Source organism: Ensifer sp. Root423 (assembly GCF_001426275.1).
GTDB lineage: Bacteria > Pseudomonadota > Alphaproteobacteria > Rhizobiales > Rhizobiaceae > Ensifer > Ensifer adhaerens.
In genome coordinates this window covers 201,657-216,762 of sequence record NZ_LMEG01000044.1, presented here as the reverse complement: position 1 = coordinate 216,762, position 15,106 = coordinate 201,657, and the positions used below count along the sequence as shown (strand labels likewise).

Annotated in this window: 18 protein-coding genes; 10 read left to right on the top strand and 8 right to left on the bottom strand. The window is 64.5% G+C overall.

The window, feature by feature from the left end:
• Positions 1 to 4: 4 nt before the first annotated feature.
• From ASD01_RS28285 to ASD01_RS28270, 4 genes are all read right to left on the bottom strand, one after another.
• Complete coding sequence (locus tag ASD01_RS28285) at positions 5 to 595, bottom strand: NAD(P)H-dependent oxidoreductase (RefSeq protein WP_034804619.1); 591 nt, start codon at positions 593 to 595, stop codon at positions 5 to 7.
• A gap of 165 nt (positions 596 to 760) precedes the next feature.
• Complete coding sequence (locus ASD01_RS28280) at positions 761 to 1,345, bottom strand: chloramphenicol phosphotransferase CPT family protein (RefSeq protein ID WP_051659678.1); 585 nt, start codon at positions 1,343 to 1,345, stop codon at positions 761 to 763.
• 66 nt (positions 1,346 to 1,411) lie between these two features.
• Positions 1,412 to 3,016 (bottom strand): exodeoxyribonuclease VII large subunit, encoded by a 1,605-nt coding sequence (xseA, locus tag ASD01_RS28275; RefSeq protein ID WP_034805207.1) that lies wholly within the window; start codon positions 3,014 to 3,016, stop codon positions 1,412 to 1,414.
• 73 nt (positions 3,017 to 3,089) lie between these two features.
• On the bottom strand, positions 3,090 to 4,910 hold the full coding sequence (locus ASD01_RS28270) for a hypothetical protein (RefSeq protein ID WP_034804621.1): 1,821 nt from the start codon (positions 4,908 to 4,910) through the stop codon (positions 3,090 to 3,092).
• Positions 4,911 to 5,046: 136 nt separating this feature from the next.
• Between ASD01_RS28270 and ASD01_RS28265 the strand changes: the two genes are divergently transcribed.
• The 4 genes from ASD01_RS28265 to ASD01_RS28250 are packed head-to-tail and all read left to right on the top strand — an operon-like array spanning position 5,047 to position 7,411.
• Positions 5,047 to 6,108 (top strand): glycosyltransferase family 2 protein, encoded by a 1,062-nt coding sequence (locus tag ASD01_RS28265; protein WP_049811024.1) that lies wholly within the window; start codon positions 5,047 to 5,049, stop codon positions 6,106 to 6,108.
• The gene (locus ASD01_RS28260) at positions 6,105 to 6,812 is read left to right on the top strand and encodes a class I SAM-dependent methyltransferase (RefSeq protein ID WP_034804623.1); all 708 of its coding nucleotides are present in this window, start codon (positions 6,105 to 6,107) and stop codon (positions 6,810 to 6,812) included. The genes ASD01_RS28265 and ASD01_RS28260 overlap by 4 nt, the downstream gene beginning before the upstream one ends.
• A gap of 3 nt (positions 6,813 to 6,815) precedes the next feature.
• Complete coding sequence (locus tag ASD01_RS28255; RefSeq protein WP_234798717.1) at positions 6,816 to 7,184, top strand: DMT family transporter; 369 nt, start codon at positions 6,816 to 6,818, stop codon at positions 7,182 to 7,184.
• A 17-nt stretch (positions 7,185 to 7,201) separates the two neighbouring features.
• Positions 7,202 to 7,411 carry a hypothetical protein gene (locus tag ASD01_RS28250; protein ID WP_034804625.1) on the top strand — a complete coding sequence of 70 codons (210 nt, stop codon included), beginning with the start codon at positions 7,202 to 7,204 and terminating at the stop codon, positions 7,409 to 7,411.
• 4 nt (positions 7,412 to 7,415) lie between these two features.
• Here the strand turns inward: ASD01_RS28250 and ASD01_RS28245 are convergent, their stop codons facing one another.
• Positions 7,416 to 8,195: a helix-turn-helix domain-containing protein gene (locus ASD01_RS28245; protein WP_034804627.1), complete on the bottom strand. Its 780-nt coding sequence runs from the start codon at positions 8,193 to 8,195 to the stop codon at positions 7,416 to 7,418.
• 77 nt (positions 8,196 to 8,272) lie between these two features.
• On the opposite strand from ASD01_RS28245, the gene ASD01_RS28240 reads away from it, so the two are divergent.
• Positions 8,273 to 8,728, top strand: a complete 456-nt coding sequence (locus ASD01_RS28240; RefSeq protein ID WP_051659679.1) for a hypothetical protein — start codon at positions 8,273 to 8,275, stop codon at positions 8,726 to 8,728.
• Positions 8,729 to 8,794: 66 nt separating this feature from the next.
• Here ASD01_RS28240 and ASD01_RS28235 read toward each other — a convergent pair whose 3' ends face one another.
• Positions 8,795 to 9,781 carry a Gfo/Idh/MocA family protein gene (locus tag ASD01_RS28235; protein ID WP_029742452.1) on the bottom strand — a complete coding sequence of 329 codons (987 nt, stop codon included), beginning with the start codon at positions 9,779 to 9,781 and terminating at the stop codon, positions 8,795 to 8,797.
• Between the two features lie 199 nt (positions 9,782 to 9,980).
• Between ASD01_RS28235 and ASD01_RS28230 the strand changes: the two genes are divergently transcribed.
• On the top strand, positions 9,981 to 10,931 hold the full coding sequence (locus tag ASD01_RS28230; RefSeq protein WP_034804629.1) for an aldo/keto reductase: 951 nt from the start codon (positions 9,981 to 9,983) through the stop codon (positions 10,929 to 10,931).
• A 19-nt stretch (positions 10,932 to 10,950) separates the two neighbouring features.
• On the top strand, positions 10,951 to 11,424 hold the full coding sequence (locus tag ASD01_RS28225) for a GNAT family N-acetyltransferase (RefSeq protein ID WP_034804631.1): 474 nt from the start codon (positions 10,951 to 10,953) through the stop codon (positions 11,422 to 11,424).
• Here ASD01_RS28225 and ASD01_RS28220 read toward each other — a convergent pair.
• Complete coding sequence (locus ASD01_RS28220) at positions 11,376 to 12,011, bottom strand: hypothetical protein (protein WP_034804634.1); 636 nt, start codon at positions 12,009 to 12,011, stop codon at positions 11,376 to 11,378. The two genes, ASD01_RS28225 and ASD01_RS28220, sit on opposite strands and share 49 nt — an antisense overlap.
• Before the next feature lie 80 nt (positions 12,012 to 12,091).
• Positions 12,092 to 12,982 carry a LysR family transcriptional regulator gene (locus ASD01_RS28215; RefSeq protein ID WP_034804636.1) on the bottom strand — a complete coding sequence of 297 codons (891 nt, stop codon included), beginning with the start codon at positions 12,980 to 12,982 and terminating at the stop codon, positions 12,092 to 12,094.
• 249 nt (positions 12,983 to 13,231) lie between these two features.
• On the opposite strand from ASD01_RS28215, the gene ASD01_RS28210 reads away from it, so the two are divergent.
• From ASD01_RS28210 to ASD01_RS28200, 3 genes are all read left to right on the top strand, one after another.
• A complete protein-coding gene (locus ASD01_RS28210; protein WP_034804639.1) occupies positions 13,232 to 14,227 on the top strand; it encodes an aldo/keto reductase in 996 nt (331 codons plus the stop codon).
• 98 nt (positions 14,228 to 14,325) lie between these two features.
• Entirely contained in the window at positions 14,326 to 14,688 is a 363-nt protein-coding gene (locus ASD01_RS28205) for a nuclear transport factor 2 family protein (protein ID WP_034804642.1), read from the top strand.
• Entirely contained in the window at positions 14,685 to 15,083 is a 399-nt protein-coding gene (locus ASD01_RS28200) for a VOC family protein (RefSeq protein ID WP_051659680.1), read from the top strand. The genes ASD01_RS28205 and ASD01_RS28200 overlap by 4 nt, the downstream gene beginning before the upstream one ends.
• Positions 15,084 to 15,106 lie beyond the last annotated feature (23 nt).

Genomic DNA, 15,106 nt, shown 5'->3' with positions numbered 1-15,106 from the left:
GCGATCACAAACTGGAGGCAAGCCGACGGACACGCTGCAGATGCGCCTTGCGCTTGGCGTCGGTCGCCCGGTCCATGTCGTGCAGCGCGAGCATGCGGAAGTTCAGTCCCTTGGCGCAGAAGGCGGCGATGCCGCGCTTCAAGAGCCGCTTCACCGGATTGCCCATGTAGAGATGCACCACCCACCAGGGCGAGCCGGTCGTCGTCAGCGCCCAGAAGAGCTTGATATTGTGGAGCCGCGGGATGATGCGGCCGCCGGCCGGGTCGTTGTCGAAGGCGATGCCCGGCGCAAAGACGCGATCGAAGAAGCCCTTCAGGATCGCCGGAAAATTGAACCACCATTGCGGGAAGACGAGCACCAGCCCATCGGCCGCCTGCAGCCGGCCGATCCAGTCTGCCGCGCCTGACCGATCATAGGTGTCGGAGAAGTAACTGCCGCGCTCGGCGACGCTGAGGCGCGGATCGAAATCCTCGCGATAGAGATCGAGCAAGTCGACCGAATGTCCGCTCGCCTCCAAGGCGGCGCGCGCCTCACGCGCCACGTTCGCGGCAAAACTGTCTTCGAGCGGGTGGGCAAGCACGAGCAGGATGCGCATGCGGTGTTCCTAACATATCGATCTGGAATCAAGATCCGTCGCCGGGAAAATGAGCTTAAAAATCAACCGAATACAATGCCGTTTTTCGCGACCGTCAGGCCGCGCCGAGGAGGCAGTCATGCGAGCGGACACGCTCGCTCCCTAGACCGCCAGCAGCCGCCTTCTTCAGAACGGGGATTTGCCCGATCCTGGCCGGGCTTCCAGCGCCAGTGTGTCAAAGACGGAGGGCGAGCGGCGCACCGACCATGCGGAAATCAACTGCGCGGCGGCGTCATCGGCGGCCTGTCCCGAACCAAGCTCCAGATCGTAACACTGTCCGACGTGAATGCGGTGAAAATCATCTGCGGCGCTGCCGATCGGCCGGTCGGCGCGAAGCCGTTCGCGCCGGACCAGTTCGTCGAGTTCACAGTGAAGCGCGACAAAAAACACATCGAACGGCTGAAGCATCACCGCGAGCTCAGACGCCCAGCCGGGCTCTTCGAGAATGTGCTCCAGCAGGAGATTGTTGCCGGCTGACGCATAGGCGACCAGCGAGCGGTGAAAACCGTCGAAGAAGCGCGCCCGGTGTTCCTTCCAACGAAAATCGCCGCGGCGGAACCGTTCCATTGGCACCATCCCCGAATCGCGAAGATGGTCGATCGAAACATGCCAGAACGGCGCGCCGATCTGCGCCTGGACCGCCCGCGCCAGCGTCGATTTCCCGCTGCTGGAAGCGCCGTGGATGAAGATAATCTTGGCTCGCTCGACCATGCCGGGCTCCGTCACTCTCTTGCGAACGCTGGCGCTACGTCGTCGGCATGACAGCGGGATGACGCGCTAGAACAGGTTACCCTGTTTCGGCGGCTCTCCCGCCGGGTCTGCGGGCTTCGGCTGCTTCTTGCGGGGCGCCGTCGGCGGAGAACCTGGCTCGCCCTCCCCGTCGCCGGCAATCGCCGACACGCGACCGTCGGCAAATTCCAGGCTGAGCGTCATGCCGACCGAGACGGATGCAGCCTGGCGCACCGGCCCGCCTTCGGCATCGCGCACCAGCGCAAATCCGCGCTGCAGGACGTTGCGATAGGAAAGCGACTGCAGGATGCGATCCTGGGCGACGATGACGCTGCGCAGGCGTCGCACGTCTGCGCGCACGGCCGCATCGGACCGGGCAGCAAGCCCGGCGACGCGATCGGATGCCCGATGGATCTGGCCGATGAGGCGCGAGGGTAAGGCGCGCAGCGCAGCGTCGGCCGCAGAAACCCGCGCCTCGCCGCGATGGACTTGCCGCTCGACGATGCGGTCGGCCTTGTTCATGGCGTCGACCAGGCGCTGGCGACGCTCGGAAAGCTTGCCCTTGAGAAGGTCGGCACGCAGCTCGGCAGACACGCGTTCGAACTGACGGCGCTTGTTGGCCGTGTTCATCGTGAGCCCGCGCCCGAGCCCGAGTGCAGCCTCGTCGAAACGGCGGCGCGGCAGCGCCAGCAACTGGTCGAGCGACGGCAGCGCCCGCGCCAGAGACCGCACCGCCTGGCGGCGATTGTCCATCTGGCGTCCGACAGCCGACTTGAGGCGTGCCGACAGGCCGGAGAGACCGGCTTCGAGATCGGCCCTGACCGGCACCGCCATTTCCGCTGCACCCGTCGGCGTCGGCGCGCGCTGGTCGGCGGCATAGTCGATCAGCGTCCAGTCGGTCTCGTGACCGACGGCCGAAATCAGCGGGATCCCGGAGGCGGCGGCGGCGCGCACGACGGCCTCGTCGTTGAAGCCCCAGAGGTCTTCGAGGCTGCCGCCGCCACGCGCGACGATCAGGACATCCGGCCGCGCAATCGGCCCGCCGGGCTCGATCGCGTTGAAGCCGCGGATCGCCGCTGCAACCTCGTCACCCGAGCCATCGCCCTGCACGCGAACCGGCCAGACGACGACATGGACGGGAAAGCGGTCGGCGATGCGGTGCAGGATGTCGCGGATGACGGCACCGGTCGGCGACGTCACGACACCGATCACCTTGGGCATATAGGGCAGCTGCCGCTTGCGATTGGCGTCGAACAGCCCTTCGGCGGCGAGCTTGCGCTTGCGCTCTTCGAGCAGCGCCATCAGCGCGCCGGCGCCGGCCGGTTCCATCATCTCGATGACGATCTGATACTTCGACGAGCCCGGGAAGGTCGTGACCTTGCCGGTCGCGATCACCTCCATGCCCTCTTCCGGACGGAAGCGCAGGCGCGAGAAGGTACCCTTCCAGATGACTGCATCGATGCGCGCCCGATCGTCCTTGAGCGCGAAATAGGCGTGGCCCGACGAATGAGGGCCGCGATAGCCGGAGATTTCGCCGCGCACGCGCACCTGGTCGAAGGCCTGTTCGACCGTTCGCTTGATCGAGCCCGAAAGCTCGGACACCGAGTATTCGGTGAGGTTGCTCGGAGAATCGCTGTCGAAGAAAGAGGCCATCGCCTCTTTTACCGCACCCTTCGCCGAAGGCCAGCACATCCCTCACGCTTTCCACGCGCCAGGGGCGTGGCGCTCAAGGCGCAAGCATATAGAGCCGGATGGGCGAGCCTTCCGAAACCGGCAGGGGCGACAGGAATGCCGGCACGCGCCCGGCGGCGAGATCCGCATAGAGACCACGCGGAGCGCGGGCAGCTATGACCTGCGTTTGAGCGTCAACGGCGCAGAAGGCGAGCACTGGCTGCCCGAGCTGGCGCAACAGGACGGCGGCGGCTCCAGGCTCGGCCAGGCCGATCTTCAGCTCGCGGAGCATGCCGGCGGCATTGCGATGATAGGGCGCGCTGAGCACGCGGTGTTCGGTGCGGCGAAGCAGCGTCGCGCCGATATCCGACGGTCCGACGACCAGCGACGGCGCCAGCCGCCCAATATCGGCAAGGGCGGCGTCGGTCAGGCACGCCTCGCCGTTCGTGACCGCTGCTTCCGCGGCAGCAAACCCGCTGATCCCCTTTTCCGCAAGCGTTCCGGCAACGGCCCACATCGCCGGAACGGAAACGAGCAGTGCTCCGACATAGAGAAGGGAGGCGCGGGCGCCAGCCGTTCCGCCGCTCGACCGCGCACGCAGGTCGGTAAGCAGCAGGGCCATCGGCACGATGGCGAGCAGGTTGGAAAATGCCATGCCGCGGACCTGGACGAGGGCGATCGCCAGGCTCGAAAGCACCAAGGCAAGGAGCACCAGATGGAGATCGATCCGGTCGCGACGCAAGATGCGCCAGAGGCAGATGGCCGAGGCAAAGGCGCCGGTGAAATAGTAGGCGCCGGTATTGGTCGGCTCCTGCACAGCGATCAGCGTGACGGAACGGGCTTCGGAGATATGGTCGAGCCAGAGCTCGATGAGCAGCGGATCGAGACCGGCCAGTGGATTGCCGAGGCATTGCGGCGCCACAGACAGGGCGACCGCGGCGACGACGAGACCGCAGAGAGCGAGCGCGCCGAAGCGCAGCGCTGGCGCGCGGTGGCTGACAGTGGCGGCGGCGAGCGCGAGGAGGACGCCTCCCGTCAGCGCCAGCGAATAGAAGGCGATCGAGAGATTGTCGCAGGTCGCGACGAAATAGAGGCGCGGCGGCACGGTCGAAAAGAAGATGACGCTGAGGCCGGCTGTCAGCGACAGGCCGAAGGCGACGGTCGAACGCGCGGCCGTCTGGCCGGCCCAGAGCCACTGGCAGGCAACGATTGCGCAGACGACCGCCACGAGTGGCGTGGTTTCGGCACCTACGGCGATCGCGAGTGCGGCCGCCGCTCCCGCAAGCGCATAATTTAGGGCACGATACCGTCGATCGACGAGCATCGCCGCCATGACCGCGGCCAGCACCAGTTGCACATTGTGGTGATCGATGGCGCCCCCGAGGAAACGGTTCGAGGTGGCGATGAAGATCGCGGTCAGCCCCAGGCAGAAATGCATGGCGACCGTGCCGCCGGCACGGCGTCCGGCGAGCCCCATCGCCGCAAGCAGCCCGACCGCGAGCGCCATCGGCCAGATCGCAAGCGCCAGGACTTCCGCCTGCTCCACGCCGACAAAAGGCCGAAAAATCGACATGAGCCCGGCGATCGGCAGATCGATCAGGCGCGACCAGTGCATCAGCGTTCCGCCCTCGAGCCCCAGGCGGGGCTGGGTGAGGTCGAACCAGCTCTGTCCGGCGAGGAGGTCGCGCACCTCGACCAGGCGCATGGCATCGTCATTGTCGCGGCCGAGATAATCCGGCGCCCGCATGAACTGGGTGACGAGGAAAAGAACCGTGGGCACGCCATAGGCGAGCACCATCCCAAGCAGGCTCGACGAGAGCCGCCGCTGCCTGGGCGTAGTCGCCATTTCCGGTAGTGCCGCCATTCCGCTCGACATAGGTTCCCGCCCACTAGATCGCGTGGATCTTACGTCCCTGCGATCAAGAAAGCGTAAAGCGCGCGGCGGCGAGGCCGGTCGCTTCGACCGGCCCGCGCGGCGCACCTTGGCGTCTTGTTAACACCCTGATCCTATGATGGCGCGATCCAACAGCAACCGAGCCACCTTGATGTTCGACCGCTTCAACATCGCCGTTCTCCTGCCTTGCTACAACGAAGCATCGACCATCGGACAGGTGGTCGAGGGTTTCCAGACGGCACTGCCGACGGCGCGAATTTACGTCTACGACAACAACTCGACCGACGGCACGGCGTTGAAGGCGATGCTTGCCGGCGCGACCGTCGTACGTGAACGCCGGCAGGGCAAGGGGCACGTGGTGCGCCGCATGCTCGCCGATATCGACGCCGACATCTATGTCATGGCCGACGGCGACAGCACCTATTGCCCGACCGATGCGGAAGACCTGATCCGCACCTTGATCACCGAGCGCGCCGACATGGTCGTCGGCACGCGGCGCGGCGTTCACGACGATGCCGGCAGGCAGGGTCACGCCTTCGGCAACAGGCTTTTCAACATTCTGTACCGGGAAATTTTCGGTACCGATTTCAACGACATCTTCTCCGGTTACCGCGTGCTCTCGCGCCGCTTCGCCAAGAGCTTCCCGGCGATTTCCAACGGCTTTGAAATCGAAACGGAGATGTCCGTCCATGCCTCGCGTCTCAAACTGCCGGTCGCGGAGCTTGAACTGGACTATGGCCGGCGCCCGGAAGGTTCCCATTCCAAGCTGTCGACGTACAAGGATGGCGCCAAGATCCTCTGGACCTTCGCCATGCTCATGAAAGAAACGCGGCCCTTCACGTTCTTCGGCGTGATCGCCATGGCGTTCTTTGCGACGAGCATCGGCTTCATGATGCCTGTCTTGCTCGAATATTTCGCCACAGGCCTCGTGCCGCGCATGCCGACCTGGGTCCTCGCGCTGGCCATGCTGATGATGTCGATCATCATGTTCACCGCAGGCCTGATCCTCGATTCGGTCTCGCGCGCCCGCACCGAGCAGCTCCGGCTGCACTACATCGCGACACCGGTACGGGCTGCGCCGCTGGAGAAGGTCGATAGCGGCGTCGCTCTGCCCCGGGGCGAGGACCAGGAAGCCGGCTTGCAGTCGGCACCACGCATTGTGCGGGAGCGCCGCGGATGAACCGGGAAACGACCAACCGCATACGCTTCCTGATCGAAGACGTCATGCCGCCGATCCTCAGGGATTCGCGCCTGTTCAAGGGTATGGCGAGCCTCGCCTGGGGCAAGCACATCGCCCATCTCGCCGACTTTCGCGCACGGGCGCCGTTCCTGTCGGCGAACGAGTACGAGGACCTCTACCGGCAGCACCCAAGAGTGCACGAGGGAACGGACAATTCCGAAGCCTGCGTGCGCAAGATCGCGGCAAGCGTCGTCGGCGACAGCGTCTGCGACGTCGGTTGCGGCACCGGCGTTCTGTTGAAGCGTATCCGGGAAGCCAAGCCCGACCTTAAACGCCTCGCCGGTGTCGACTTCGCCATCGACGATGCGGCCCGGATCGAAGGCATCGAATATCACGCCGCGATGATCGAGGACGTGCCCTTTGCGGACGGCGAATTCGACACGGTCGTTTGCACGCATGTGATCGAGCACATTCTCGACTACCGCAAGGCGATCGCCGAGCTTCGCCGGGTCACTCGCCGGCGCCTGATCATCGTCGTGCCGCGCGAGCGCGAGTACCGCTACACCTTCAATCCGCACTTCAATTTCTTTCCCTATACCCACTCCTTCCTGCGGGCGATGCATCCCGTTCCGGCCGAGCACACATGCGTCGATATCGGCCGCGATATCTTCTATTGCGAAGACAGAACTGCCGCGGCGGAGTGAGGCATGGCGATGAACCTCAATCTCACGCCCACCGTCTGGTTCGGGCTGTTCTTCACGCCGGTGCTGATCTCGGCCGGGCAGATCCTCTTCAAGCTGACAAGCGCGAAGACCGGGAATGCCAGTGCCCAGGGGCTCCTGGCTCTGGCCCTCAGCCCCACCCTGCTGATTGCGCTCGCCGTCTATGGCATCGGCACGATCATCTGGATCTTCACGATCAAGTCGGTGCCACTGACGATCGCCTATTCCTTCATGGCGCTTACCTTCTGCATCGTGCCGCTGCTTGCCGCCGTCTTTCTCGGCGAGGCGGTGACGCTGCGCTACGCCTTCGGCGCCGCGCTGATCATCAGCGGCATGATCATCATCAACTCCTAAGGGGATAAGCGGGCCTCATGATCGTCACCGCATCCTTCGTCCTCGGCATTGCCGTATGCGGCCTCAAATCCGCCCGCGCCTGCCTGTTCGCCGGCACGGGGCTGCTGGCGCTTGCCGGCGCAAACGGCGACTGGATCCAGGCGGCGGCAGCGATCGGCGCTTACAACATGGGCGTCGCGCTGATGATTTGCGGCGCGATTGCCATCGGCCTGGAGCGCGACCGATAGCCGATCATCCCTTGCGTTCGAAAAACGCCCTGGTCTCCTCGTCGGCCGGAAAGAAGGATTCGATCAGCACCCCCTCGACCAGCGCATCCTGGGTCGAGCCGAAGGTCTGAAGCGTGGTGATGAAGCTTAAGCGCAAGCCGCCGATGTCGAGCTCGATCGGCAGCACCGGCAACCGGTCAGTGTCCGGATGGTTTTCGGTCGCACGCGCCACGGCCGGATTGGACGCCGCTTTTTCCAGGCGCTTGCCGAGGCGGCTGCGGGGCCCCTGCAGCCAGGCTTCGGTTCTGACCCGCTGCACCAGATCGGCGGCCGCGGCCTCCCAGTTGACGACCAGCTTGCGCACATTGTCGTCACCGAGAAACGTGTCGAGAAAGTTCTCGCCGGGCTGGAACGGAATGTCGGCGGCAACCGCCAAGCTCGCCAGCGCCGGATTAACGACCAGCAGCGTATACTCGTGATCGAGCACCAGCCCCGGATAGGGATCGTGGCGCGCCAGGATCAGCCTGATGGCATTGGCAACGACCGGCGGCATGGCGTCCAGCCCGGCGGCGGGCCGCGTCGCCATGCGCGGTCGATAGCCGGCTGCCGAAAACAGCGTGCCCTGGTCGCGAGCGGGGACTTCCAGCACGGAGGCCAGCCGCAGGATCATGCCCTCCGACGGTTTCGAGCGGCCGGTTTCGAGAAAGGACAGGTGGCGCGCCGAGATGCCGGCGGCAACCGCAAGATCAAGCTGGCTCATGCGGCGATGCCCGCGCCATTCCTTCAGATGTTCACCAAACTGCATGGATCGTGATTCTCCGTTCTGCCGGAGAGTGGCGCGCGCCGGTCGTAAAATCCATTACCTCAGAGGTAATTGGTTTGATGACACCGAACCGGCAATCTCCGGTCATCGACAAACCGATGGAGCCGACGATGAACCTCTCGAACCGCAGCCTGCTCAACAAGACCTTCCTTGCCGACGGCGTCTACTCTCTTGCCGTCGGCGCCGTGCTGATCCTTTTTGCCGCCCCGCTTGCTTCGCTCTTCAGCCCCGCCGCGACAGCGCCGATGATGAAGATCCTCGGCGTCGGGTTGGTATTTTGGGGGATCTTCCACCTTGCCGCGGCGCGCAACGGCGGGCCGGTCGCAGCAGCGGCACGCGTCAGCATCGCTGGCGACATCCTTTGGCAGGTGGCAAGCGTAGCACTGCTGGTCGCGGCTTACCCGTTCCTCACTGTCGCGGGTATCGGCTTCATCGTCATCGGCCTGATCACGGTCGCCGACTTTCTGATCTTCAAGCTGCGCGGCCTTGCGCGGGAACAGGCAGCGATTGCCTGACGGGATGATCGCTGGAGATGAAGAGGAAGGGGCCTGCCGGCAAAACCAGCGGGCCCTTTCCGTTGATCAGATGGTCTCCCAACCGTCCTTGGCGCTGGCGCGGTAGATCGCGTCGATGAATTTCTGATTGAGGCGGGAGTTTTCCAGCGTCACCACTTCCTCGTCCTCGCCCTTGGCCGCGCGGGCGAAAGCCTCCGCCTGGAGCTTGTACTGGCGCGCGTCCTGGAAGCGGAAAAGCTGGGATTGGGCGTGGTTCTGGTTCGTCAACTCCACTTCCTCGCGGCCATAGCGGTCAGCGTTGAAGGGCGACTTCACCTCGATGAAGCCCTTGTCGCCATGGAAGACCATGACCTGGCGGGCCGCCAACTGGGTGGAGATGTAGAAGCTCAGCTCGAAGTCGCCGAAATCGGCGCGCACGCTCGAATAGATATCCGTGCCGAATTCCGGATCGCGATCGGTGTTTGCCTGAACGCGCACCGGCTCCTTGGCCGTGACGAAGCGGGTGGTGATCGTCGGGTATACGCCGATATCCGGCAGGCCGCCGCCACCGAGCGCCGGGATGTTGCGCATGTTGTTGGGGTCGCGGTTGAAATAGGTGAAAGCGCCCTGGACGTGGCGCAGCCGGCCGATCGCGCCTTCGGCGATTAGGGAGCGGACCTTTCGCCAGACCGGGCTATAGGTGACCATGAAGGCTTCGGCGATTACGACGCCGTTGCGGTCACGTGCGGCGATGAGCTGGTCGATCTCAGAGGCGCGCAGGGCAATCGGCTTTTCGCAAAGCACATGCTTGCCGGCATTGGCGGCCTTGACCGACCATTCCACATGTTGCGCCGTCGGCAGCGGAATGTAGACCGCATCGATGACATCGGAAGCGAGCATCTCTTCGTAGGAACCGAAGGCGTGCGGCGCGGAGAAGCGATCGGCCATTGCCCGGGCCTTGGCGAAGTCGCGGCTGGCGACAGCCGAGACGACGGCGTTTTCCGCATCCTGAATGGCCGGCACGACGAGGTCGCGGCCGATCCTGGCCGTGGACAGAATTCCGAAACGTAACATGACAAGGCTCCCTGATTTGGTGGCAGAGACTAGCGCCGAGGTACGTACCTAGCAAGCGGCAGTGAGCGGTTTGGCGAAGAAGTACGACGTGCAGAAAATTGCCGAAAGGCGGGTGACAATGTCAGCTTTTCTGCCCTATCTTTCCTTCGCAATCCTCCCGATCGCAACATGCCCTCATCCAGTCCAATGGAGCGAAACCATGGAAAAACTGAGACTTGGCCGCACCGACCTGACAATCGCGCCCCTCGTCTTCGGCGGCAATGTCTTCGGCTGGACCGCCGACGAGAAGACCTCTTTCGCGCTGCTCGACACCTTTTTCGATGCCGGCTTCAATGCCATCGACACCGCCGATGTCTATTCCTCCTGGGCGCCCGGCAATCAGGGCGGCGAGTCCGAAACGATCATCGGCAAGTGGCTGAAACAGTCGGGCCGGTCGCGCGACAAGGCCGTCATCGTCACCAAGGTCGGCTCGGAGCTCGGCCCCGACCGCAAGGGGCTTTCGCGCCGCTGGATCCTGCAGGCGGTCGAAGATTCGCTGAAGCGGCTACAGACCGACCATATCGATCTTTATCTCTCGCACTGGCCAGACCCCGACACGCCTTACGAGGAGACGCTTGCGGCCTACGACCAGCTGCTGTCCGAAGGCAAGGTGCGGGCGATCGGCGCCTCCAACCTGAACTCGCTGCAACTGCGCGAGGCGCTCGACGTGTCCGCCAACCAGGGCCTGCCCCGCTATCAGGTGCTGCAGCCGGAATACAATCTCTACGACCGCGACGCATTCGAAGGACCGCTGCGCGACCTCTGCATCGCCGAGGAGATCGGCGTCATCAGCTATTTCGGGCTGGCGCGGGGCTTCCTTTCGGGGAAATACCGCACCCACAAGGACCTCGAAGGCTCCGTGCGCGGCAGCGGAGTCGAGAAATATCTCGACGGACGCGGCATGCGCATCCTTGGCGTTCTCGACGACATCGCGGCCGACACGGGCGCGACCCAGGCGGAAATCGCGCTCGCCTGGATCCGGACACGCAAGGGCGTCACAGCGCCGATCGCCAGCGCCACCAGCCTTGAGCAATTGCAAAGCCTCATTCGCTCCGCGGAACTCAAGTTGTCGGACGAGGCGGTGCAAAAACTCAACGACGTCGGTGAGTGACGGGAGCAAAAACCACACAATGGCATTGACGATACGCGCCGCGACTGGCGGCGACGAGGCGGACTGGCGCCGCCTCTGGGCTGGCTATGTCGCCTTTTCCGGCACCGATCTCGCCGAAGACATCATCGACCTCACCTGGAAGAGGCTTATGGATCCCGCCGCACCGCTCTTTGCGCGGCTGGCGATGCTCGACGGGCAGGTGGTCGGCTTTGCGATCTGCCAGGAGCAGCTCGCCACCTTCTTTCGCCGGTCGATATGCTACATCGAGGATCTCTATGTCGATCCTGCAGCGCGCGGCCAGGGCGTGGCGCGGGCGATGATCGACGGTCTCATTGCGCATTGCGAGGAGAAGGGCTGGGACCGGCTCTACTGGTACACCGAGGCCGACAATGCGACGGCGCGGCGGCTCTATGACCGCTACTCCGGCACCGACGAGCACGTGCGCTACAAGGTGAATATCGGCGCGGCCCTCAAATCCGGAAACCCGGCATAGGCCTCGGCGTGGCGGCCGGCCTGGTTCTCCATGCCGGCCTTGGTCAGGACACCGCGCGGCTCGACGAAGCTCATGATCCGGCGCGCCGGCCGCTCGTGCCACTGGATGTTGAAAGCCCATAGCTTTGGGAAAAAGCAGAGCGAGGCGTAGGGCAGATGGTCGTGGATCCACCAGGCGATCGACTGCCAGCCGCCGATCTCGCCGCGTCGATCCCAGACCCAGGGAATGACGATGCAGGCGGTGGCGCCGATGCACCCGTCGGCATCGCGCATGTCCCAGATGTGGTCGGCGGCAGAGGCCGCATTGGTCGAGCAGTTGAGCCCATTGGCATTGCCGAAGCCGTTGACGGCGCGGTTGCGGTAGCCCGAGCGGATGACGAGGCGGCCGAAGGTCGCTTCCAGCGGTTCCAGCAGTTCCTCGCAGAGACGCCGCCCGGCCTCGATCGCCAGATCCGGATCATCGGGAATGTTCGGGATACGGTAGAAGTCGGCGATTTCCGAATGCAGGAAATCGCGAAAGAAGAAGTTTCGAGAAAGCCGCACCCGGCCGAGATCTTCAAGACCCTTCATCGAACCGGGCTTTTTCATAGGCCTTCCTCTCATCAAGACACGAAACCAATGGCATTCCAGATCCGGTCCCGTCCCGCCACCCGATTTTGCGCCGGCTGCTATCCGCTGTGCCGGAAGAAGTCGATGAAAGCGCGCAGTGCCGGCCGCATCTGCCGGCGGCTCGGATAGTAGAGATAGGGGCCGGCATAGGGCGCGCACCAGTCCTCCATGACGCGCACCAGCTTCCCTTCGGCAATCGCGGTCTCGACCCGTGAGAGGAAGAGATAGGCGAGACCGGCGCCGCCCATTGTCGCCTTGATGATCGGCCGGTCCTCGCCAAGGATCAGCGGTCCCTCGACCGATACCGTCAATTCCTCGCCATGCTTCTCGAATTCCCAGCGATAGAGCGTGCCGTTGGAGAAGCGCCGGCGGATGCAGCGATGCTGCGCGAGGTCGCGCGGGTGCTGCGGCCGGCCATAGCGTTGGAAATATTCGGGAGACGCGACGACGGCGCTTTCCAGCTCCGGGCCGACCTTCACCGCGATCATGTCGGCCTCCAGGCTCTCGCCGAGCCGGATGCCGGCGTCGAAACCTTCTTCGACGATATCGGTGAAGCCGTCCTCGTTGGCGATTTCGAGCACGATCTCGGGATACCGATCCAGGAAGGCGCCCAGGCGCGGCGCCAGGATCAGATCGGCAGCGAACCGCGGTGCGGTGATGCGCAGATTGCCGGCCGGGCGCTCGCGGGCGTCGGCGGCTGCCTCCAGTGCATGGGCGATCTCGTCGAGCGCCGGCGCCAACCGTTCGAGCAGCCGGCGCCCCTCCTCCGTCGGGGCGACGCTGCGGGTGGTGCGGGCAAGCAGACGAATGCCGAGGCTCGCCTCGAGGCTGCCGACGGCGTGGCTGACGGCCGAAGGTGCGACGCCCAGTTCGCGCGCGGCACCACGAAAGCTGCCGTGGGCGGCGACGGCGGCCAATACCGCGAGTTGGGAGAGCTGTGTTCTGTTCATTGATCGAAATAATAGAACAGCCCGTGAGAATTGACAGTGATTTTCAGCCGCCCCATCGAGCCCTATTCTTCACATGTCGCCAGCGTCAGGACGAAGCGAGGAGCTCGTCTGGCGATGAGGCAGAGGAACCCGTCGCGCCGCCACAAAAGGGCGTGGGCGGCGGTGCCACCCACCATTTCATGCCTCGGACGATAGACGTGCGCTCCCAACGCGCTAGCTCCGACGCATGGCAGCCATAAAGGACACGACATGAAGACCCGCAAACTCGGAAGTGAGCTTACCGTCTCCACCATCGGCCTTGGATGCATGGGCATGAGTTTCGCCTATGGCGCTGCGGACGAAGCGGAATCGATCCGCACGCTGCAGCGCGCCGTCGATCTCGGCGTCACCTTCTTCGACACGGCCGAAGTCTATGGTCCCTTCGAGAACGAAAAGCTCGTCGGCAAGGCGCTCGGCCCGGTGCGTGACAAGGTGGTCATCGCCACCAAGTTCGGCTTCCGCATCGAGACCGGCGTGCCGAGCGTCCAGGCGATCAGGGGCGTCGACGGCCGGCCGGAGCATGCGAAGGCGGTAGCGGAAGCCTCGCTCAAGCGGCTCGGCACAGATGTCATCGATCTCTACTACCAGCACCGCGTCGACCCTGACGTACCGATCGAGGACACCGTCGGCGCCATGGCCGAGCTGGTGCGCGAGGGCAAGGTGCGCGCGCTCGGTCTCTCGGAAGCGAGTGCCGCCACCATCCGCCGCGCCCACAAGGTTCATCCGATCGCCGCGGTGCAGAGCGAGTATTCGCTGTGGACGCGCGATCCGGAAGAAGACGTGCTTGCCACTTGCCGCGAACTCGGCATCGGTTTCGTGCCATACAGCCCGCTTGGACGCGGCATGCTGACCGGCGCGATCCGCAAAGCCGAGGATCTGGAAGCCGACGATTTTCGCCGCTCGCTGCCGCGGTTCCAGGCGGAGAACTTCGACGCCAACGTCCGACTGGTCGAGACGCTGCAGGCGCTGGCCGAGGAGAAGGGCGTGACCGCCGCCCAGCTGGCGCTCGCCTGGGTCATCAACCAAGGCGATTTCATCGTGCCGATCCCGGGTGCCCGCAAGCTCGACCATCTGGAGCAGAACGCCGCCGCTGCGGAAATCCGGCTCACGGTCGAAGAAACCACCCGGCTGTCCGACGCACTCTCGCCGACCCTGGTCGCAGGAAAACGCTACACCGACGCCTCGCTGGCACTCACCAATCGTTGAGCCAAAATTTCTCTCCGCTCCCGCAGCGGAGAGAATGCCCATCGAAATTCCCGCTGAACGCACTACCTCTGAGCAACAAGCAACTGGGGAGGAGCGGGATGTCCGACGAGCAGGCGATCAGTGCAGTGGTGCACCTCTATGTGGACGGCATGGCATTTGCCAACGAAGGGGCGCTGCGCAAGGCGTTCCATCCCGATGCGGCGATCATCGGCAACTACCAGGGCGCGCTCGAATGGATGACGCGTGACGGCTTCATCAAGGCGATCCTCGATACCGGTGCGGCACCACCCGGAACACAGCCGGAAATGGACGTGCAGATGATCGACATCACCGGCGACGCCGCCACGGTGAAGGTCATCGACAGCTTCGCCGGAGAGCGCTTCTCCGATTACCTGTCGCTGGTGAAGATCGACGGCCGTTGGCTGATCGTCAACAAGATCTATCACCTGCACGCGCAGTGACGGACGGCGGACCCGAGTCCACATCGACCGGCCGGCTGCTTGCCATCGACCATGTGCAGCTTGCGATACCGGAAGGCGGCGAAGACTTGGCGCGCGGCTTCTATGGCGGGTTGCTCGGGCTGACGGAGGTCGCCAAGCCCGCCAATCTGCTTGGCCGTGGCGGCTGCTGGTTCGAGCGGGGCAGCATCCGCCTGCACCTCGGCATCGACCAGGATTTCGTGCCGGCGCGCAAGGCCCATCCGGCCTTTTTGGTCGACGATCTCGAGCGGATGATCCTCAGGCTCGAAGCCGGCGGCGTGACGATCGCCGAGGACGAGCCGCTTGCCGGCTACCGCAGATGTTATGTCAACGACCCGTTCGGCAACCGCATCGAGTTGATGCAGCGCGCGCAATAGGCCGCAACGAAAAGGGCCGCTGC